General features: G+C 60.6%; 16 protein-coding genes and 1 riboswitch. Of the genes, 8 read left to right on the top strand and 8 right to left on the bottom strand.

Annotation, left to right across the window (positions count from 1 at the left end):
* The first annotated feature begins 140 nt into the window (after positions 1 to 140).
* The 3 genes from LOY52_RS25160 (at position 141) to LOY52_RS25150 (ending at position 3,388) form a co-directional block, all read left to right on the top strand.
* Positions 141 to 1,937 carry a flavin monoamine oxidase family protein gene (locus tag LOY52_RS25160; protein ID WP_258676919.1) on the top strand — a complete coding sequence of 599 codons (1,797 nt, stop codon included), beginning with the start codon at positions 141 to 143 and terminating at the stop codon, positions 1,935 to 1,937.
* 274 nt (positions 1,938 to 2,211) lie between these two features.
* Positions 2,212 to 2,763, top strand: coding sequence for a cytochrome b (locus LOY52_RS25155; RefSeq protein ID WP_047596555.1), 552 nt, complete (start codon positions 2,212 to 2,214; stop codon positions 2,761 to 2,763).
* 31 nt (positions 2,764 to 2,794) lie between these two features.
* Positions 2,795 to 3,388, top strand: a complete 594-nt coding sequence (locus tag LOY52_RS25150) for a YceI family protein (RefSeq protein ID WP_047596554.1) — start codon at positions 2,795 to 2,797, stop codon at positions 3,386 to 3,388.
* Between the two features lie 250 nt (positions 3,389 to 3,638).
* Here LOY52_RS25150 and LOY52_RS25145 read toward each other — a convergent pair whose 3' ends face one another.
* The 4 genes from LOY52_RS25145 to ahcY form a co-directional block, all read right to left on the bottom strand.
* Complete coding sequence (locus LOY52_RS25145; RefSeq protein WP_258676915.1) at positions 3,639 to 5,504, bottom strand: DEAD/DEAH box helicase; 1,866 nt, start codon at positions 5,502 to 5,504, stop codon at positions 3,639 to 3,641.
* Between the two features lie 221 nt (positions 5,505 to 5,725).
* Positions 5,726 to 6,538: an ABC transporter substrate-binding protein gene (locus tag LOY52_RS25140; protein WP_258676914.1), complete on the bottom strand. Its 813-nt coding sequence runs from the start codon at positions 6,536 to 6,538 to the stop codon at positions 5,726 to 5,728.
* Positions 6,539 to 6,684: 146 nt separating this feature from the next.
* On the bottom strand, positions 6,685 to 7,530 hold the full coding sequence (gene metF, locus LOY52_RS25135) for a methylenetetrahydrofolate reductase [NAD(P)H] (protein ID WP_003229047.1): 846 nt from the start codon (positions 7,528 to 7,530) through the stop codon (positions 6,685 to 6,687).
* 159 nt (positions 7,531 to 7,689) lie between these two features.
* The gene (ahcY, locus tag LOY52_RS25130; protein ID WP_007959684.1) at positions 7,690 to 9,099 is read right to left on the bottom strand and encodes an adenosylhomocysteinase; all 1,410 of its coding nucleotides are present in this window, start codon (positions 9,097 to 9,099) and stop codon (positions 7,690 to 7,692) included.
* A gap of 23 nt (positions 9,100 to 9,122) precedes the next feature.
* Positions 9,123 to 9,221: riboswitch (S-adenosyl-L-homocysteine riboswitch) on the bottom strand.
* A 196-nt stretch (positions 9,222 to 9,417) separates the two neighbouring features.
* Between ahcY and LOY52_RS25125 the strand changes: the two genes are divergently transcribed.
* Both LOY52_RS25125 and LOY52_RS25120 read left to right on the top strand, forming a co-directional pair.
* Positions 9,418 to 9,825 carry an acyl-CoA thioesterase gene (locus LOY52_RS25125; RefSeq protein WP_047297108.1) on the top strand — a complete coding sequence of 136 codons (408 nt, stop codon included), beginning with the start codon at positions 9,418 to 9,420 and terminating at the stop codon, positions 9,823 to 9,825.
* A gap of 191 nt (positions 9,826 to 10,016) precedes the next feature.
* Positions 10,017 to 10,922: a formate/nitrite transporter family protein gene (locus tag LOY52_RS25120; RefSeq protein WP_258676912.1), complete on the top strand. Its 906-nt coding sequence runs from the start codon at positions 10,017 to 10,019 to the stop codon at positions 10,920 to 10,922.
* Here the strand turns inward: LOY52_RS25120 and LOY52_RS25115 are convergent, their stop codons facing one another.
* Positions 10,923 to 12,188 (bottom strand): sodium:proton antiporter, encoded by a 1,266-nt coding sequence (locus LOY52_RS25115; protein ID WP_258676910.1) that lies wholly within the window; start codon positions 12,186 to 12,188, stop codon positions 10,923 to 10,925. It lies immediately after the preceding gene.
* Positions 12,189 to 12,343: 155 nt separating this feature from the next.
* Here LOY52_RS25115 and LOY52_RS25110 point away from each other — a divergent pair, with 155 nt between their 5' ends.
* Together LOY52_RS25110 and LOY52_RS25105 are read left to right on the top strand one after the other, a co-directional pair.
* Positions 12,344 to 13,177, top strand: coding sequence for an EamA family transporter (locus LOY52_RS25110; protein ID WP_258676909.1), 834 nt, complete (start codon positions 12,344 to 12,346; stop codon positions 13,175 to 13,177).
* 39 nt (positions 13,178 to 13,216) lie between these two features.
* Positions 13,217 to 13,600: an MAPEG family protein gene (locus LOY52_RS25105; RefSeq protein ID WP_258676907.1), complete on the top strand. Its 384-nt coding sequence runs from the start codon at positions 13,217 to 13,219 to the stop codon at positions 13,598 to 13,600.
* A gap of 95 nt (positions 13,601 to 13,695) precedes the next feature.
* Here the strand turns inward: LOY52_RS25105 and LOY52_RS25100 are convergent, their stop codons facing one another.
* Positions 13,696 to 14,868, bottom strand: coding sequence for a murein transglycosylase A (locus LOY52_RS25100; RefSeq protein WP_258676905.1), 1,173 nt, complete (start codon positions 14,866 to 14,868; stop codon positions 13,696 to 13,698).
* A gap of 128 nt (positions 14,869 to 14,996) precedes the next feature.
* Here LOY52_RS25100 and LOY52_RS25095 point away from each other — a divergent pair, with 128 nt between their 5' ends.
* On the top strand, positions 14,997 to 15,446 hold the full coding sequence (locus LOY52_RS25095; protein ID WP_258676903.1) for a cytochrome c: 450 nt from the start codon (positions 14,997 to 14,999) through the stop codon (positions 15,444 to 15,446).
* A gap of 178 nt (positions 15,447 to 15,624) precedes the next feature.
* Here LOY52_RS25095 and LOY52_RS25090 read toward each other — a convergent pair whose 3' ends face one another.
* Both LOY52_RS25090 and ligB read right to left on the bottom strand, forming a co-directional pair.
* Entirely contained in the window at positions 15,625 to 16,020 is a 396-nt protein-coding gene (locus LOY52_RS25090) for a DUF1090 domain-containing protein (protein ID WP_258676900.1), read from the bottom strand.
* 95 nt (positions 16,021 to 16,115) lie between these two features.
* The gene (ligB, locus tag LOY52_RS25085) at positions 16,116 to 17,792 is read right to left on the bottom strand and encodes an NAD-dependent DNA ligase LigB (RefSeq protein WP_258676898.1); all 1,677 of its coding nucleotides are present in this window, start codon (positions 17,790 to 17,792) and stop codon (positions 16,116 to 16,118) included.
* Between the last annotated feature and the right edge of the window lie 114 nt (positions 17,793 to 17,906).

The following is a 17,906-nucleotide window of genomic DNA, read 5'->3' as shown; positions in this document are numbered from 1 at the left end:
ATTGCGTCGATTGAGCTACTTTGTATGGGCCGATAGACGTCGCTGGCGGCGTTTTGATGGCTGACGTATTCTTCGCGGTTCTTTGGGTCGTCTGATCCGCAAAACTGCTTTTTCCTACGTGTATTTCCGGAGTTCGCTGAATGTCTGTCGGTTGGCTGCGCGCCTGTGCGCTGGTGATGTTGGGGCTGTTCAGCGTTACGGCGCTGGCCAAGGATAAAACCGCAATTGTAATCGGCGGCGGCCTGTCGGGCCTGACCGCAGCTTACGAGCTGCAAAACAAGGGCTGGCAGGTCACGCTGCTGGAAGCCAAACCGAGCCTGGGCGGTCGCTCGGGCATGGCCACCAGCGAGTGGATCGGCAACGACAAGACCCAGCCGGTGCTGAACAAGTACGTCTCGACCTTCAAGCTGAGCACCACGCCAGCCCCTGAATTCGTGCGCACACCGGGTTATCTGATCGACGGTGAATATTTCTCCGCGGCCGATCTGGCGACCAAACAGCCTGCTACCGCCGATGCCTTGAAGCGCTACCAGAAAACCCTCGACGATCTGGCACGCTCGATCGACGACCCGCAGAACCCGGCCGCGACCAATACCTTGCATGCGCTGGACCAGATCAACGTATCGAGCTGGCTCGACAAGCAGAACCTGCCGGCGACCGCGCGTCAGTTGATCAACCAGGACATCCGCACCCACTACGACGAGCCTTCGCGGCTGTCGCTGCTGTATTTCGCCCAGCAGAACCGCGTGTATCGCGGCGTCTCCGACCGTGACCTGCGTGCTTCGCGTCTGGTCGGCGGCAGCCAGGTACTGGCCCAGGCGTTCGTCAAACAGATCAAGACCATCAAGACCAACTCGCCGGTTTCCGCGATCACTCAGGACAAGGACGGCGTGACCGTCAAGGTCGGCAGTGTTGGCTACCAGGCTGACTACGTGGTGCTTGCCGTGCCGCTGCGTGCGCTGAACAAAATTGCGCTGACCCCGGCACTGGACGCTCAGCACCTGGCCGCGATCAAGGGCACCAACTACGGCTGGCGCGACCAGATCATGCTCAAGTTCAAGACGCCTGTGTGGGAAAGCAAGGCGCGCATGTCCGGTGAGATTTACAGTAACGCCGGCCTCGGCATGCTCTGGATCGAGCCGGCGCTGAAAGGTGGCGCCAACGTGGTGATCAACCTGTCCGGCGACAATGCCCGCGTGATGCAAGCGTTCGGCGACAAGCAGATGGTCGATCAGGTGCTGATCCGTCTGCATGCATTTTATCCACAGGCCCGTGGCTCGTTCACCGGTTATGAAATCCGTCGCTACAGCACCGACCCGTCAATGGGCGGCGCCTACCTGGCTTACGGCCCGGGCCAGATCAGCAAGTTCTGGCGCATGTGGGAGCGCCCATTGCAACGTGTAACGTTTGCCGGCGAACACACCGACACCCTGTACCCGGGCACGCTGGAAGGCGCGCTGCGCACCGGTCAGCGTGCCGCCAGTCAGGTTGAAGACCTGGCCGCCGGCAAGTCGTTTGAGCCGGTCAAAGTGGTTCCAGCCGCAGCAGCGGCAGGCGCGGCGGGTGCCGTGGCGGCGAAGAAGGGCAACTTCTTCAGCAACCTGTTTGGCGGTTCGGATGACGAGAAGAAGCCAGAACCTGTGAAGGCACCTGAGCCGGCTCCAACGCCAGCGGCCCCAGCGCCTGCACCGGCTCCGGCACCTGCGCCAGCTCCGGTGGAAGCGCCGAAACCCGCCGCTCCGGTGAAAGCCGAACCAGCGAAGAAAGCGCCAGCCAAGCCTGCGGCGAAGAAGCCTGCGGCGAAGAAGCCTGCTGTGAAAACCGAGGCGAAGAAACCTGCAGCGAAGAAGGCTGAGCCGGCGAAGAAGCCAGCGGCGAAACCTGCGGCCAAGCCCGCAGCAGCTCCGGCGGCAACGACCGATACCAAGGCGCAGTAAGCCTTGCGGTGAATGAAGAAGCGCGGCGTTTATGCCGCGCTTTTTTTTGCCTGTCAGATCGCTTTCGCGAGCAGGCTCGCGAAGGGCCTGCTCAGACAACGCAATTCCATTTTTCGGCAACAACGCCCCGCGACACTTTTGCGTTTAATCTTTCCTTAACAAGCCACTTACAGACTCTTGATCGTATTTCTCGATATTTCAAAGCAAAATTTTCCGCTTTAATTCGATAGATAACTCGCTAGTCTTGGTTCGCAGTTCTCACAGGATTTGGGCAATGCAGCTACGTAACTCTGCTTCACGCTATGGTTGGGTCAGCATCTTCATGCACTGGGGCGTGGCGCTGGCGGTCTTCGGACTGTTTGCGCTGGGTCTGTGGATGGTGGGGCTGGATTACTACAGCAGCTGGCGCAAAGACGCGCCGGATCTGCACAAGAGCATCGGTCTGGTGCTGCTGGGTGTGATGGTGTTGCGGGTGTTGTGGCGCTTTATCAGCCCACCGCCACCGACGCTGCAAAGCTACAGCCGCATGACCCGCATCGGCGCCAAATTCGGCCACGGGTTTCTGTACGTCGGGCTGTTCGCTGTGATGCTTGCCGGTTACCTGATTTCCACCGCAGACGGTGTCGGGATCCCGGTGTTTGGCCTGTTTGAAGTTCCTGCACTGGTTTCCGGGCTACCGGATCAGGCAGATACCGCTGGGGTGATTCATCTCTGGCTGGCATGGGCGCTGGTAATTTTTTCCGGTCTCCATGCGTTGGCAGCATTGAAGCACCACTTTATCGATCGTGATGCGACCCTCACTCGAATGCTCGGTCGCAAAGCCTGAAGTTCAACCTCGACTCAAAGGAAAAGAAAGCATGTTGAAAAAGACTCTGGCCGCTCTGGCAATCGGTTCTGCCGTACTGTCCGCGAACGTGATGGCTGCTGATTACACTGTCGACAAGGAAGGCCAGCACGCTTTCGTCGACTTCAAGATCAGCCACCTGGGCTACAGCTACATCACCGGTACCTTCAAGGACATCGACGGCAAGTTCAGCTTTGACGCTGCCAAGCCTGAAGACAGCAAAATCGAATTCAACGTGAAAACCGCCAGCGTATTCACCAACCACGCCGAGCGCGACAAGCACATCTCCAGCAAAGACTTCCTGGACGTGGGCAAATACGCTGACGCCAAGTTCGTCTCCACCAGCGTCAAATCCACCGGCAAGAACGCCGCTGGCAAAGACACTGCCGACGTGACCGGCGACCTGACCCTGCACGGCGTGACCAAGCCAATCGTGGTCAAGGCCGTGTTCCTGGGTGAAGGCAAGGATCCATGGGGCGGCTACCGTGCCGGCTTCGAAGGCACCACCAGCATCAAGCGCTCTGATTTCGGCAAGATGATGGACCTGGGTCCACAGTCCGACAACGTCGATCTGTACATCTCGTTTGAGGGTGTGAAAGCGAAGTAATTTTCGCCGTCATGCAAAACGCCCCCGGTCGCAAGGCCGGGGGCGTTTTTTATTGCCTGCCACATCCCTTGGGGGAGCGAGCCTGCTCGCGAAAGCGGTCATTCAGTCAACATCATTGCTGACTGACCCGCCGCCTTCGCGAGCAGGCTCGCTCCCACAGGGGATATGCGGTGATTCAGGGATATTCGTGACGGCATAAAAAAATGCCCCGGCTCTTTCGAGTCGGGGCATTTTTCATTGCCGCGATAACTCAGCGATTGCGGGTCAGCAAGGCTGGTTTTTCACCGCGCGGACGGGTCGGCAGTTGATCGAGCTGCTCAGGCGTCGGGAAGCGGTCGGCTTTCGATTCCTTGTGCATGATCTTTGGCCCGGTGCTGCGCGGGTTCTGCACGGCCGGTTCGGCACGTTGCTGATCGTCGCGAGCCGGGCGGCGGTTGCGCGAGGACTCGTCACGACGGCCCTGGCCATCACGCGGAGCACCGTTGCGCGGGCCGTTGCGTTTGCCCGGCGGAGTGCCGGTGCTCGAACCGTTGCTGTTGCGCGGGCCGTTCTGGCGACCTTGCGACTGACCGCCACGTGGAGCGCCTGCGCCTGCGCCCTGAGTAGGCGCGCCTGGACGGCGACCACGGCCACCGGCAGGGGCGGCTTTCGGCACGTAATCGACGCGGTTACCGAAGTTATCGATATCGTCGTCGAGGAACTCGTCCGGTGCACGATCAGCCGCCGCGCGTGGTGGCTGGCTCGGACGCTGTTCGCGGGCCGGGCTGCCTTCACGTGGTTTCTGCTGACGGGCAGGGCGCTCGCCGCGTTCGCCGGCGGGTTTTTCCTTGCCCTTGTCTTTGCCTTTGTCCTTGCGACCGCCGCCACCACCGCCGCCATTCGGACCATCACCACGTGGGCCACGGGAGTTGCGCGGGTTGCGCATGTCCGGACGCTCACGGGCTTCCGGCTTCTCGGCTTCAATAGTGCTCGAATCGAAGCCCATCAGGTCGCCGTCGGCGATTTTCTGCTTGGTCATGCGTTCGATGCTTTTCAGCAGTTTTTCTTCGTCCGGGGCCACCAGCGAGATCGCCTCGCCCGAACGACCGGCACGGCCAGTACGGCCGATACGGTGCACATAGTCTTCATCGACGTTCGGCAGTTCGAAGTTGACCACGTGTGGCAACTGATCGATGTCCAGACCGCGCGCGGCGATGTCGGTCGCGACCAGGATGCGCACTTCACCGGCCTTGAAGTCGGCCAGGGCTTTGGTTCGAGCGTTCTGGCTCTTGTTGCCGTGGATCGCCACAGCCGGCAGGCCGTGCTTGTCCAGGTACTCGGCCAGACGGTTGGCGCCGTGCTTGGTGCGGGTGAACACCAGTACCTGTTCCCAGGCGCCGGCAGTGATCAGGTGCGCCAGCAGGGCACGCTTGTGGCTGGCCGGCAGACGGAACACGCGTTGCTCGATGCGCTCGACCGTGGTGTTCGGCGGTGTGACTTCGATGCGTTCCGGGTTGTGCAGCAGCTTGCCGGCAAGATCGGTGATGTCTTTGGAGAACGTCGCCGAGAACAGCAGGTTCTGACGCTTGGCCGGCAGACGCGCGAGGACTTTCTTCACGTCGTGGACGAAGCCCATGTCGAGCATGCGGTCGGCTTCGTCGAGGACGAGGATTTCGACGTGGGACAGATCGACACTGCCCTGGCCGGCGAGGTCGAGCAGACGACCCGGGCACGCGACGAGCACGTCAACGCCACGGGACATGGCCTGGACTTGCGGGTTCATGCCGACGCCACCGAAGATGCAGGCGCTGACGAATTTCAGGTCACGGGCGTAGATCTTGAAGCTCTCGTGAACCTGGGCCGCGAGTTCGCGGGTCGGGGTCAGGACCAGAACGCGCGGTTGGCGCGGGCCATGACGCTGGGATTTGTCCGGGTGACCGTTGGGGAACAACCGCTCCAGGATCGGAAGGGCGAAACCGCCGGTTTTACCGGTACCTGTCTGTGCCGCAACCATCAGGTCGCGACCTTGCAACACGGCGGGAATGGCCCGCTGTTGCACCGGAGTAGGCTCGGTATAGCCCGCATCTTCGATGGCACGGACTAAAGCCTCGGAGAGACCGAGGGAAGCAAAGGACATGAGTAATCCTGTTTTAGTTAGGGCTTGGCCCAATGGGAGTCTTGCCTGGCGCGAATCGCGTTTAAGAGGACGCGATCCCGTCCGGTCCTGCTGCGGTTCCGAAGGCACGTCAGGAGCGCTCGCGCGGGCTGAAAGCTGCGCTGTAGCGGGTCGAGAGGCCTGTTACGGTTCCGGGCGTCCGGGCGTGAGCCTGGCGGGAACGCCGGAGTATAACAGAGCAATCACTGCGCGCTGCTTTCCTGCTGCTCAACGGTTTTACGGCTGGCCGAGGCGTTGCCCAGCGGCACGGCGTCGACCGGGGCGGCGCCGTAGCGTGCGCTGAGCTCGGCATAGGCAGGTTCGCGCTTGAAACGCTTGAGCTCGGCGCCGAAACGCGCCACCAGCAAGTCCATCCCGGCATTGCGTCGAACGGCCAGATATTGGCTCTGACGGCTGATGACCGTGGGGTTTTCGGTGATTTGATCGCGGATATTCAATTGATCGAGCAAATGCTGACCCACGCGGCGATCGGTGATCAGCAAGTCGATGCGTCCGCGCAGCAGTTTGCCGAAGTTGGCCTCGTGGGTCGGTGCCGGCTCGCGGGTGAACAGTGTCGACTGACTGAAATCCGGGCTGTACAGATAGCCTGGCGAAGTGCCGATGGTCAGGCCTTTGAGGTCTTCGAGCTGGCGGAACGGATGGGGACGGTCATTGGCGTAGAACATCACGAACTCGACGTCCGACAGCGGTTCAATGGGGTAGAGCAGGGTGGCATCACGCTCGTCGCTCTGAAAAATGTCCAGCGCGCCGTCAGCCTGGCCAGTCTCGAGCATCGACAGGCAGCGTTTCCACGGCAGGAACTGCCATTCGACTTCGATTCCCAGACGCTTGAACACGATGGCGGTGGTTTCGTAGTCCAGCCCGAGGTTCCTGCCATCCTCTTCGTACACGTACGGTGCCCACGGCTCGGTGACAATACGCAGCTTCTCGCCCCGAGCGGCAAAGCTCAGGCAAGCAAAAACCAGCACGGTGAGTAACTGCGCGAAAAAAGGCATGGCTTGAGATTACGACGAGAAACGCGAAAGAGCCAGAAAGTGCCTGCACAAGCTCTAATTCGGGGATTCAAAAGCAAAAAATCGCAGCAACGACACCCCTGTAGGAGCTGCCGAAGGCTGCGATCTTTTTATCTTTCTTTTAGTGCTTAACGTGGCAACTTCAGGTTATTCCAGATCGCCAGACTAGGCTCAGCCTGGTTCATGGAATAGAAGTGCAGCCCCGGTGCGCCGCCCTGCAGCAGGCGTTCGCACATTTCGCTGACAACTTGCTCGCCGAAGCGCTGAATGCTCTGGCTGTCATCGCCGTAGGCTTCCAGTTGCTTGCGGATCCAGCGCGGGATTTCCGCACCGCAGGCGTCGGAGAACCGCGCCAGCTTGCTGTAGTTGGTGATCGGCATGATCCCCGGCACGACTGGAATATCCACGCCCAGCGCCTGCAAACGGTCGACGAAGTAGAAGTAGCTGTCGGCGTTGAAGAAGTACTGGGTGATCGCGCTGTCGGCGCCGGCGCGGGCCTTGCGCACGAAGTTGGCGAGATCGTCTTCGTAATTGCGCGCTTGTGGATGCATCTCCGGGTAAGCGGCAACTTCGATGTGGAAATGATCACCGGTTTCTTCACGAATGAACTCAACCAGTTCATTGGCGTGACGCAGCTCACCGCTGGTCATGCCCATGCCGGAGGGCAGGTCGCCACGCAGGGCAACGATGCGCTTGATGCCGGCAGCCTTGTACTCGTTCAGCAGGCCGCGCAGGTCGTCCTTGCTGTCGCCGACGCACGACAGGTGTGGTGCGGCCGGTACTTTGACTTCGCTTTCCAGTTGCAAAACGGTGTTGAGGGTGCGATCACGGGTCGAACCACCAGCGCCATAGGTGCAGGAGAAGAAATCGGGGTTGTACGTTGCCAGCTGACGGGCAACGTTGAGCAGCTTTTCATGCCCAGCATCGGTCTTGGTCGGGAAGAACTCGAAGCTGTAGCGACGGTCTTGGGACATGGTCATATCCTTGGAAACAAGAACCTTCGAGGCGCTGCAATCCCATGTGGGAGCGAGCCTGCTCGCGAAAGCGCCGGGTCAGACAACACAGATGTTGAATGTTGCGACGCCTTCGCGAGCAGGCTCGCTCCCACAGGGAGAGCGAGCAGACAGCGCCTGTTAGTAGCGGTAAGCGTGCGGCTTGAACGGGCCTTCGACGGTCACGCCGATGTAGTCAGCCTGTTGCTTGGTCAGTTGAGTGACCACGCCGCCGAAGCCGCGCACCATTTCCAGGGCCACTTCTTCGTCGAGTTTCTTCGGCAGCACTTCAACGGTCAGACGCTCGGCTTTCTGGGCTGGCGACAGGTCGGCATACTTCTGGCCGAACAGGAAGATCTGCGCCAGTACCTGGTTGGCGAACGAACCGTCCATGATGCGGCTCGGGTGACCGGTGGCGTTGCCCAGGTTCACCAGACGGCCTTCGGCCAGCAGGATCAGGTAGTCGTCGTTCTGCGCGTCGAAAGCGCCCGGGCCGGTACGGTGGATCTTGTGTACCTGTGGCTTCACTTCTTCCCATGCCCAGTTCTTGCGCATGAAAGCGGTGTCGATTTCGTTGTCGAAGTGGCCGATGTTGCAGACAACAGCGCGCTTCTTCAGGGCTTTGAGCATGTTCGCGTCGCAAACGTTGACGTTGCCGGTGGTGGTCACGATCAGGTCGATCTTGCCCAGCAGCGCCTTGTCGATGCTCGCTTCGGTGCCGTCGTTGATACCGTCGATGAACGGTGAAACCAGTTCGAAACCGTCCATGCAGGCCTGCATGGCGCAGATCGGGTCAACTTCGGAAACCTTGACGATCATGCCTTCCTGACGCAGGGACTGGGCCGAACCCTTGCCCACGTCACCGTAACCGATGACCAGCGCTTGCTTGCCGGACAGCAGGTGGTCGGTACCACGCTTGATCGCATCGTTCAGGCTGTGACGGCAGCCGTACTTGTTGTCGTTCTTGGACTTGGTCACCGAGTCGTTGACGTTGATCGCAGGGATCTTCAGCTCGCCCTTGGCCAGCATGTCCAGCAGGCGGTGAACGCCGGTGGTGGTTTCTTCGGTCACGCCGTGAACGCGATCCAGTACTTGTGGGTACTTGTCGTGCAGCAGCTGAGTCAGGTCGCCGCCGTCGTCGAGGATCATGTTGGCGTCCCATGGCTGGCCATCTTTCAGGATGGTCTGCTCCAGGCACCACTCGTACTCTTCTTCAGTTTCGCCTTTCCAGGCGAAAACCGGGATGCCGGCAGCGGCGATGGACGCAGCAGCCTGATCCTGAGTCGAGAAAATGTTGCAGGACGACCAACGTACTTCGGCACCCAGGGCAACCAGGGTTTCGATCAGCACGGCAGTCTGAATGGTCATGTGGATGCAGCCGAGGATTTTCGCGCCCTTGAGCGGCTGCTCGGAGGCGTACTTGCGGCGCAGACCCATCAGGGCCGGCATTTCCGACTCGGCGATGATGGTTTCGCGACGGCCCCAGGCAGCCAGGGACATGTCGGCAACTTTGTAATCGTTAAAATCTGCAGGCGTGATAACAGCGCTCATGAAGAGCCTCCATTCGTAATGTATGCGAATGGGCGCCGTTGTGCGTTTAGTGTCCGGCCGTGGCCAGTCAACGCCCCATCCGAGCCTGACAGGTTGATCCTGCTGCAGCGCCCCTCGGACAGGTGGCGGGAAAACGGTAGCAAGTGAAGGTTACCGTTTTGAAACGGGGGCGATTATAGCCGTCTAGACTGATCTTCCAAAGGGTTTCTGTCGGCCAGATGAAGATCGCTAATAGCGACCATAGTAGAAGGCTCATGGAGCCTGACCGCTCGGTCTGCCAAGATGGCGCCATCTTTCGGCAAACGCTCAGGAGTGACCATGAATTTCCACACCCGCAAATGGGTAAAACCCGAAGACCTCAACCCCAACGGCACCCTGTTCGGCGGCAGCCTGCTGCGCTGGATCGACGAAGAAGCGGCGATTTACGCGATCGTCCAGTTGGGCAATCAGCGCGTGGTGACCAAGTACATTTCCGAAATCAACTTCGTCAGCGCCTCGCGCCAGGGCGACATCATCGAACTGGGCATCACCGCCACCGAGTTCGGCCGCACCTCGATCACCCTGACCTGCGAAGTGCGCAACAAGATCACCCGCAAGAGCATTCTCACCGTCGAGAAAATGGTATTCGTCAACCTCGGCGAAGACGGCCTGCCGGCGCCGCACGGTCGCACCGAGATCAAGTACGTCAAAGACCAGTTCAAGGAAGATGAGCTCGTCAGCGAGTAATGCGAGCCCTGTAGGAGCTGCCGAAGGCTGCGATCTTTTGACTTTGTCTTTGTAGAGCAAGATCAAAAGATCGCAGCCTGCGGCAGCTCCTACACGGGCATGCGTAAATCCGGGGATTTGCTAGGCGCGTACAGAACGTATTCCAGGCAAGAACGGTCGTAGCTGAAAGCCCCCCACCCGGTTCCCACGCCATGACCACCCCGACAGACGGCAAGACCCCCAACCTCTCGACCGATGAACAGCACGAAGTCGAGAAAAACCAGCCGCCCCGCGCGGCGGTTCTGCATGAAATCATCCGCACCCAGGGCGATCAGGAACTGGAGCGCAGCATCGCTGCATTGTGGTGGTCGGCGCTTGCCGCCGGGTTGACCATGGGCCTGTCGCTGATGGGCATGGGCCTGCTCAATTCGCGCCTGCCCGAAGGTGACGAGTTCAAGGTAATCGCCAGTTTCGGCTACTGCGCCGGTTTCCTCGCGGTGATTCTCGCCCGCCAGCAACTGTTCACCGAAAACACCCTGACCGCCGTTCTGCCGGTGATGACCAAACCGACCCTGGCCAATTTCGGTCGGCTGATCCGCTTGTGGGGCGTTGTCCTGTTCGGCAATTTGTGCGGGACGATTCTGGTGGCATACGTGATGCTCGAGCTGCCGATCTTCGACACCAAGACCGATCATGCCTTCCTTGAAATTGGCCGCAAGGTCATGGAAAACCACGCCAGTCAGATGTTCGCCAAAGGCATCGTTTCCGGCTGGATGATCGCCACCATGGTCTGGATGATCCCGTCCATGGAGAGCGCGAAGATGTGGATCATCATCCTCATCACCTACCTGATGGCGCTGGGCGACTTCACCCACATCGTGGTCGGTTCGGCGGAAGTGTCGTATCTGGTATTTGCCGGCGAGCTGCCGTGGAGTGATTTCTGGATGGTGTTTGCAGGTCCCACGCTGGCGGGGAACATCATCGGCGGCAGTTTCATCTTCGCCCTGATCAGCCATGCACAGATCCGCAGCGAGAGCGGCGCGCCGAAAGATACAGGCAAGGCGAAACAGCCTGCGGATCAGGCCGAAAAGCCCGATCCGCAGCAGATCAAGAAATGATCAGTGGTGCGCCGGCTCGGCCGCTGTGGCCGGCTCGTCACGGGTGGCGTGCTTGACCAGCTTGCCGATGGTCAGACCCTGCAACAGGATCGACGACAGCACCACGATGTAAGTGATGCTCAGCAGCAGATCGCGCTCCGGGCCCAGCGGCAGGGCCAGCGCCAGTGCTACCGACACCCCACCGCGCAAACCGCCCCAGGTCAGAATGCGGATGGTGCCGCGCGGCACCGTGCGCCAACGCCGCAGCAGAACGATGGCCGGGGCCACAGTGAGCAGGCGCGACAGCAGAATAGCCAGCGCCAGCAAACTGGCCGCCGCAACGTGCGCCCAGTTGAACGGCAGCAACAACAGCTCCATGCCGATCAGTGCGAACAGCAGCGCATTGAGCATGTCATCGAGCAGCTCCCAGAAGCCGTCGAGGTACTTGCGGGTCATGTCGTTCATCGCCAGGTTGCGCCCCAGGTTACCGATGATCAGACCAGCCACCACCATCGCAATCGGCGCCGAGACGTGCAGCTCGGTGGCCATCGCCGAACCGCCGATCACCAGCGCCAGGGTCAGCATCACCGTGATCTGATGCTGTTGGACACTTTTGATCATGCGGTACACCCCATAACCGATCAGCCCGCCAAACAGCACGCCGCCAAGGGCTTCGTGCACGAACAGCATGGCCGTGGCGCTGATGGTCGGCGTCTCACCCAATTGGGCGATGCCCAGCAGCACGGTGAACACCACCACCGCCGTGCCGTCATTGAACAGCGACTCGCCGACGATGGTGGTTTTCAGCGGCTTCGAGGCATTGGCGGTACGCAGTACGCCGAGCACCGCGATCGGGTCGGTCGGCGAAATCAGTGCGCCGAACAGCAGACAGTAGAGGAAGCTCACGTGCCAGCCGAACAGGGCAAAAATGTAATAGGCGAGGCTGCCGATCACGGCGGTGGCAATCAGCACACCGAAAGTGGCCAACAGGCCGATGGGCCAGCGGTAGCTGCGCAGGTCGTTGAGATTGACGTGCAGGGCGCCGGCGAACAGCAGGAACGACAGCATCCAGTTCATCAGCAGATCGCCGAAGTCGATCTGGCCGATCAGTTGCTGCACGCGCTCTTCGAGGCCGGGATAGCCGAGCACGCTCAGGCCTTGCAGCAACAGGGAGAACATCAGCGCGGTGACCATCACGCCGATAGTCGGCGGCAGGCCGATAAAGCGGTAATTGACGAAGGTGAGAAGGGTGGTGAGGCAGATAAAAGCGGCGACAAGTTCTAGCATCCGGGCTCCATTGGATGGGGGTGGAAAGACAGCGCCCCGATTCTTCGGCGCAAAGGTTGGATGGGCTGATTCGGGGTGGGGACACAATCACTTCCCCTCGGTTGGTCAGCCGCAGACATTGGTGTAGGGTCAACAAAAAAATCAAGGAGTGGGACGTGGCGGCGACAGTTCTGGTGTTAATGGCGGCGCTGTTGCATGCGACGTGGAATACCCTGATCAAGTTCAGTGCCGAACGGCTGCTGGTGGTGGCGTGCATGGACACGGTGGCGCTGTTGTTCGTGGCGCTGGTGTCACCTTTTATCAGCCTGCCGCCGGTGGAAATCTGGCCGTGGATTCTGGCTTCGGCGGCGTTCGAGCTGCTGTATCGCTATCTGCTGATTCAAGCTTATCGGGTCGGCGACCTCGGGTTGGTCTACCCGCTGATGCGCGGCTTGTCGCCGCTGGTGGTGCTGGCGCTGACCCTGATCTTCGCCGGCGAAGTGCTCACTGCGCAGCAGATCTTCGGGATCATGCTGATTCCGCTGGGCATGGTCTGCCTGCTCTGGCAGGGCGGTGGCGGTAAGCATTTGCCGTGGTCGATGCTGCCGGTGGTGGCGCTGATCGGCTTGTGCATCGGTTGCTACACCTACATCGATGGTCAGGCCCTGCGGCGCTGGTCGCATCCACTGGATTACCTGGTCTGGGTCACGCTGTTCAGCGCCTGGCCATTCCCGTTGCTGGCGTGGGTGGCCAAACGCCCGGCATTTCTGGTGTTCTGGCGCGAGCAGTGGAAGCTGGGTCTGGCGGTCGGGTTCTGTGTGTTGTTCAGCTACGCTCTGGTGCTGTGGGCGATGCAGTTGGGCTCGATTGCTGAAGCGGCAGCGCTGCGTGAAATCAGCGTGATTCTGGTGGTGCTGTTCGGCATGCGCTACCTGAAAGAACCTTTCGGCAGGCCGCGGCTCTTAGCCTGTGGGCTGGTGCTGATCGGCATGCTGGTGATGAAGTTCTGACTGCCCGCAATTCTCTATCACTCGAAGAAGGACGGCTTTATGACGGTGGCTCTGTGGTGCGTATTGATCGCGATTTTCCTGCCGTATGTGTGCACGATCGTGGCCAAGGCCACCGGCGGTTTCAGGCTTCAGGACAACCATGATCCCCGGGATTTTCTCGAAAGTCTCAACGGCGTGGCCCGACGGGCGCATGCGGCGCAGCTGAACAGCTTCGAAGTGACCCCGGCATTCGCGGCGGCGGTGATCGTTGCGCATCTGGTAGGCACCGCGCAGCTGGTGACGGTGAATGTGCTGGCGGTGCTGTTTATCACCAGTCGCCTGCTGTACATCATCTGCTACCTGGCGGACTGGGCGGTTCTGCGGTCGCTGGTATGGTTTGTCGGGATGGGCCTGATTGCAGCGTTCTTCTTTGTCTCGGTATAGATAAAGCAAGATCAAAAGATCGCAGCCTGCGGCAGCTCCTACAGGAGTACGCATTCCTCTGTAGGAGCTGCCGCAGGCTGCGATCTTTTTGCTTTTCAAGTTTTATCGGCGACCTGCGGCACTTGCGGCAACGCCGCGCCTTTGGGCCAGAGCATCCAGATCTGCCCCTGCTGCTTCATGTCCCCGGCCAATTGCCCGGCCGCATCGCCAGTACCCCAGAACAGGTCCGCACGCACCTCGCCGGCAATCGCGCCGCCAGTGTCCTGCGCTGCGACCGGACGCACCAACGCCGTGCCATCGGGGCGGGTGGTCGACAGCCACAGCAGACTGCCCAAAGGAATCACCTTGCGATCCACTGCTGCGCTGTAACCCGCAGTCAGCGGCACGTTCAGCGAGCCGCGCGGGCCTTCGTTGCTGTCCGGGTTGCGAGTGAAAAACACGTAGCTCGGGTTGCTGCCCAGCAGTTCCGGAATGCGCGACGGGTTGGCCTTGGCCCAGTTGCTGATCGCGCCCATGGTCACGTCTTCTTTCTTCAACTCGCCCTGTTCCACCAGCCAGCGGCCGATCGGTCGGTACGGGTGGCCGTTCTGATCGGCGTAGGCAATGCGCAGCTGTTTGCCATCCGGTGTCTGAATCCGCCCGGAACCCTGGATCTGCAAAAACTGCAGGTTCATCGGATCGGTCAGGTAGGCCACTACCGGCGCTTTGACGCCTTTGGATTCGATGGTCGCCGCGTCGTCATACGGCTTGAGCACTCGGCCTTCGAGACGGCCACGCAGGCGTTTGCCCTTGAGCTCCGGATAAATGCTGTCCAGTGAGACGATGATCATGTCTTCCGGCACGCCGTACACCGGCACGTTTGCCACCTCGGTGGGCGTCAGGCTGCCGGGGTAGACCGGTTCGTAGTAACCGGTGATCAGACCGTTGGGGTTGTCATGCTCGGCGCGCAGCCCGAATACGTCGAGGTTCTGCTTGAGGAAGGCGCGGATCTCGTTGGCGCTCAGCGGCACGTTGGCGGCTGCCGCGCAGGTGCCGCCCCAGATCGGATCAGCCTTGAGTCGGGTGCAGGCGCTGCGCCAAGAGCCGAAACCGGCGACCAGATCGCTGTCGGACACCGCCGGCAAGGCTTCCCAGGTGGCGCTGGAATAAGTGGCCAAGGCATGGGTTTTCGGTTTGGCAGTGTCGCCACCGGTGCAGCCGGCAAGGATTGCCAGCAATGGCAGGGTTGCGATCAGTGGGTGACGCCAGGCCTTGAAGCGGCTGTTCATGGAGTGATTCCTGTGCCGGTTGCCCAAGTGCTCCATGCGCTCGGGCAACCCGTATTTTTAATAGGGCTATTGGTGTTTGTCGGCGACGCGAGGATACTGGCCGCCGAATTCCGTGACCTGAAGCCACCATGACTCTTAAAAGAATTTCTGTTGTATTGCTGGCCTGTCTGACCTTGGCCGCCTGTGGCGGCGTCGATCCGAATTCTCCGCTGGGGCAACGCAAGGCGATCTTCAAACAGATGCTCAAGACCGGCGAAGACCTGGGCGGCATGTTGCGCGGACGCATTCCGTTCGACGGGCCGAAATTCGCCGAAGGCGCAGTGAAGCTCGATGCGTTGTCGCATGAACCGTGGAAGCATTTCCCGCAGGTGCGTGAAGAAGATCACACCAGCGCCAAGGATGATGTCTGGCTGCGTCAGGCCCGCTTTCAGGAATTGGCCCGCAACCTTGAAGCGGCCACCGGTGAACTGGTAATCGCCGGTAAGGTTCAGCCGTACAAGGCCAGTAACCTCGGGCCGGCCGTGCAGAAGGTTGAAGATGCCTGCAGCGCTTGCCATAAAGAGTTTCGGGATCATTGATTGTCGGAAACTGCCGGACGACTGTGGCGAGGGAGCTTGCTCCCGCTCGGCGGCGCAGCCGTCGTAAACCCATTCAACCAAGTTGAGTCTGCTGCAGCGCCATTGAATGGAGTTGGGGCCGCTTTGCGGCCCAGCGGGAGCAAGCTCCCTCGCCACAGGACGTCTCCCTCAACACTGGTTACTTGTCGATCTGGTCCAGCGCATCCTGCAGCTCTTTGCGCGATTCGGCGAGCTTGTCCTTGCGCTTGTTGATCTTCTCCGGATCGCCTTTCTTCATCGCCTTGTCGAGATCAGCCTGACGCTTGCTCACTTCGTGCTTGGCTTCCAGCACCTTGTTTTCGCGTTCTTTCTTCAGACCGGCATCGGTGCAGTTCTTGGTCACTTCATCCAGAGCGGTCTGCAGACCGGCCTGCTGATCGGTGTTGCCCCGGGATTTGGCTTGTTCGATCTGATTGATGATGCCCTGCTTCTTCGCAGCGCAACCGGTCAGGCCTGGTGCATCTTCGTCGGCCATCGCAGGCGCGGCCAGGACGCCACAGAGAGTCAGCAAGGCAAGCGGTGCAAGAAATTTCATAAAAGCTCCATGTGCAAAGGCAGTCGGGTCGGGGGCACTGCGCTGTTTGAGCGTCTGACGGCCCTTGGGTTCCCGGCTGCCGGGGGATTGCGTGATCAGAAACCGTCGATTCCGGCGGCGCGTAATGTGTCACTCAAGGCCAGCACCTGCGGGTCGCGGAAGAATGCGCTCAATTGCGCCGCGCGGCCCGGGCCGATTCCGGCTTCTGCCTGCCATTGTTCGGTGTCGCGTTGTGCCAGCGCCTGCCACGAGTCGGCCAGTTGTGCCTGCCCCGTCGACGGTAAACCCAATGCTTTGAGCCACTGGGTGAACGGCCGTTGGCGGGCGCTGTGAAAACTGTTGATCAGACGTGCGCTGCTGCGTTCGCCGAAGCCGGCAATGTTAGCAAGCTCTGGCTCGTCGAGGGTCAACCAATCCAGCAGGTTGTTCAGGCGGCCTGTTTCCAGAAGTTTCTCCCAGGTGCCGCGCCCGACATTCTGCAGCGCCAGCCCCTGCTTGCCACTGAGCCAGGTCAGGCGCGCGAGAAACTGGCTTTCGCAACCGGGTGTCGGTTGCCAGCAGCTCAAGGCGTGAAAATCGCGCGTGTCGGGAATATCGAGGGCGGCTCGTTCGGTGGTACGCAACACCACACTGTCGAGTCGTGGAATCGTCAGCCCGGCCAGGCTGATTGCCACTTGATCACCGGGACGGATATCCAGCGCCTGCCAGCGCTTGAGTGAACCGGCACTGACGCGTCTGATCTCGCGGTCATCGAGCATCACCGGCGACAACTCCAATACCGGCGTGATGCGACCGCTGCGGCCGACTTTGAAATTGACTTTGCGCACTTCGGCCAGCGCTCGGGCAAACGGGTATTTCCAGGCGATAGCCCAGTAGGGTGCGCTCGCCTGCCAGCGCTCAGCCGGTGGGCGCTGGCTCTGGCGCAAGACAATGCCGTCGGTGGCGAAGGGCAAGGGCGATCGATACCAGTGCTCGCGCCATTTTTGCGCGTCGGCAAGGTTGGCGATGACCTGACTGAATGGCGCTGTCGTGGCGAAGCCCAACGTCGCTAGCGTCGATATTCTTTCAGGCAGATTCGCCGGACCCTGCGGCCAGTCCCAGACGAACAGACCGATCCCGGACGCCTGTTCTGCGCTCAAGGTTTTACGGCTCATCAGCCCGGCAACCGTGGCGCGGGCGTTGACGCTGCCGGCGCTGGCTTGCACATGTTGATCCAGGCGCCAGTAGAGCTCGCCCTGCACCAGCAGGTCCAGCGGTTGGCTCAGTTGTTGCGGAATGGCAGCGATCTTTTGCGCCGATGCTGTCCAGTCCTGACCGCTGACCCCGTCGCCGCGACTGATCGCTTGCTGCAACAGGCCACGGCGGTAAATCAGTGTCACTGCGACGCCATCGACCTTGGGTTGTGCCCAGACATTCTGCCGATCCTTTAACCATGCTTGAACGGCGGCGGCTTGGTGAAGCTTGTCCAGACCGGTGTGGGCGATTGGATGCGCGACGGAGCCAGACGCGCTGCGCAACGGTTCGGGCGCTGCGGGCTGCTGGAAGCACTGGCGCCATTCGATGAGCCGCACGCGCGATTGATCGTAGAGTTCGTCGGCAATCAGCGAGCGGCCTTCGCGGTGGTAGGCGTCGTCCCATTGGTCGATCTGCTTTTGCAGGGCCGAGATTTCAGTTTTTGCCCTGCTGGCAGACCAGTCGGGGCAGGCGGAATAAGCGATCAGAGGCGTGAAGCTCAGTAGAACAACGGAAAACAGGCGCAGCGTGGCAAGCATTTTGAGCGTCCTTGCTCAGGGGGAATGCTTGAAGGCTAGGCGAGGATTGCGGGTCGGGTAGCCTGGGTGTTTTGCGGGGTGTTGCGCAGCGTTAAAGTCAAAAGATCGCAGCCT

It is taken from the genome of Pseudomonas sp. B21-051 (assembly GCF_024748795.1).
Classification (GTDB): domain Bacteria; phylum Pseudomonadota; class Gammaproteobacteria; order Pseudomonadales; family Pseudomonadaceae; genus Aquipseudomonas; species Aquipseudomonas putida_A.
Note: the sequence above shows the minus strand (reverse complement) of the source record. Positions and strands in the feature narration are given on the sequence as shown.

Bases quoted from the DNA above. Each gene is read 5' to 3' on its own strand.
- LOY52_RS25120 (WP_258676912.1), top strand. From the start codon at position 10,017: ATGACCACCCCGACAGACGGCAAGACCCCCAACCTCTCGACCGATGAA.
- LOY52_RS25115 (WP_258676910.1), bottom strand. From the start codon at position 12,188: ATGCTAGAACTTGTCGCCGCTTTTATCTGCCTCACCACCCTTCTCACC.
- LOY52_RS25140 (WP_258676914.1), bottom strand. From the start codon at position 6,538: ATGCCTTTTTTCGCGCAGTTACTCACCGTGCTGGTTTTTGCTTGCCTG.
- LOY52_RS25125 (WP_047297108.1), top strand. From the start codon at position 9,418: ATGAATTTCCACACCCGCAAATGGGTAAAACCCGAAGACCTCAACCCC.
- LOY52_RS25155 (WP_047596555.1), top strand. From the start codon at position 2,212: ATGCAGCTACGTAACTCTGCTTCACGCTATGGTTGGGTCAGCATCTTC.
- LOY52_RS25145 (WP_258676915.1), bottom strand. From the start codon at position 5,504: ATGTCCTTTGCTTCCCTCGGTCTCTCCGAGGCTTTAGTCCGTGCCATC.
- LOY52_RS25095 (WP_258676903.1), top strand. From the start codon at position 14,997: ATGACTCTTAAAAGAATTTCTGTTGTATTGCTGGCCTGTCTGACCTTG.
- LOY52_RS25105 (WP_258676907.1), top strand. From the start codon at position 13,217: ATGACGGTGGCTCTGTGGTGCGTATTGATCGCGATTTTCCTGCCGTAT.
- ahcY (WP_007959684.1), bottom strand. From the start codon at position 9,099: ATGAGCGCTGTTATCACGCCTGCAGATTTTAACGATTACAAAGTTGCC.
- LOY52_RS25150 (WP_047596554.1), top strand. From the start codon at position 2,795: ATGTTGAAAAAGACTCTGGCCGCTCTGGCAATCGGTTCTGCCGTACTG.
- LOY52_RS25160 (WP_258676919.1), top strand. From the start codon at position 141: ATGTCTGTCGGTTGGCTGCGCGCCTGTGCGCTGGTGATGTTGGGGCTG.
- LOY52_RS25100 (WP_258676905.1), bottom strand. From the start codon at position 14,868: ATGAACAGCCGCTTCAAGGCCTGGCGTCACCCACTGATCGCAACCCTG.
- metF (WP_003229047.1), bottom strand. From the start codon at position 7,530: ATGTCCCAAGACCGTCGCTACAGCTTCGAGTTCTTCCCGACCAAGACC.
- LOY52_RS25090 (WP_258676900.1), bottom strand. From the start codon at position 16,020: ATGAAATTTCTTGCACCGCTTGCCTTGCTGACTCTCTGTGGCGTCCTG.
- ligB (WP_258676898.1), bottom strand. From the start codon at position 17,792: ATGCTTGCCACGCTGCGCCTGTTTTCCGTTGTTCTACTGAGCTTCACG.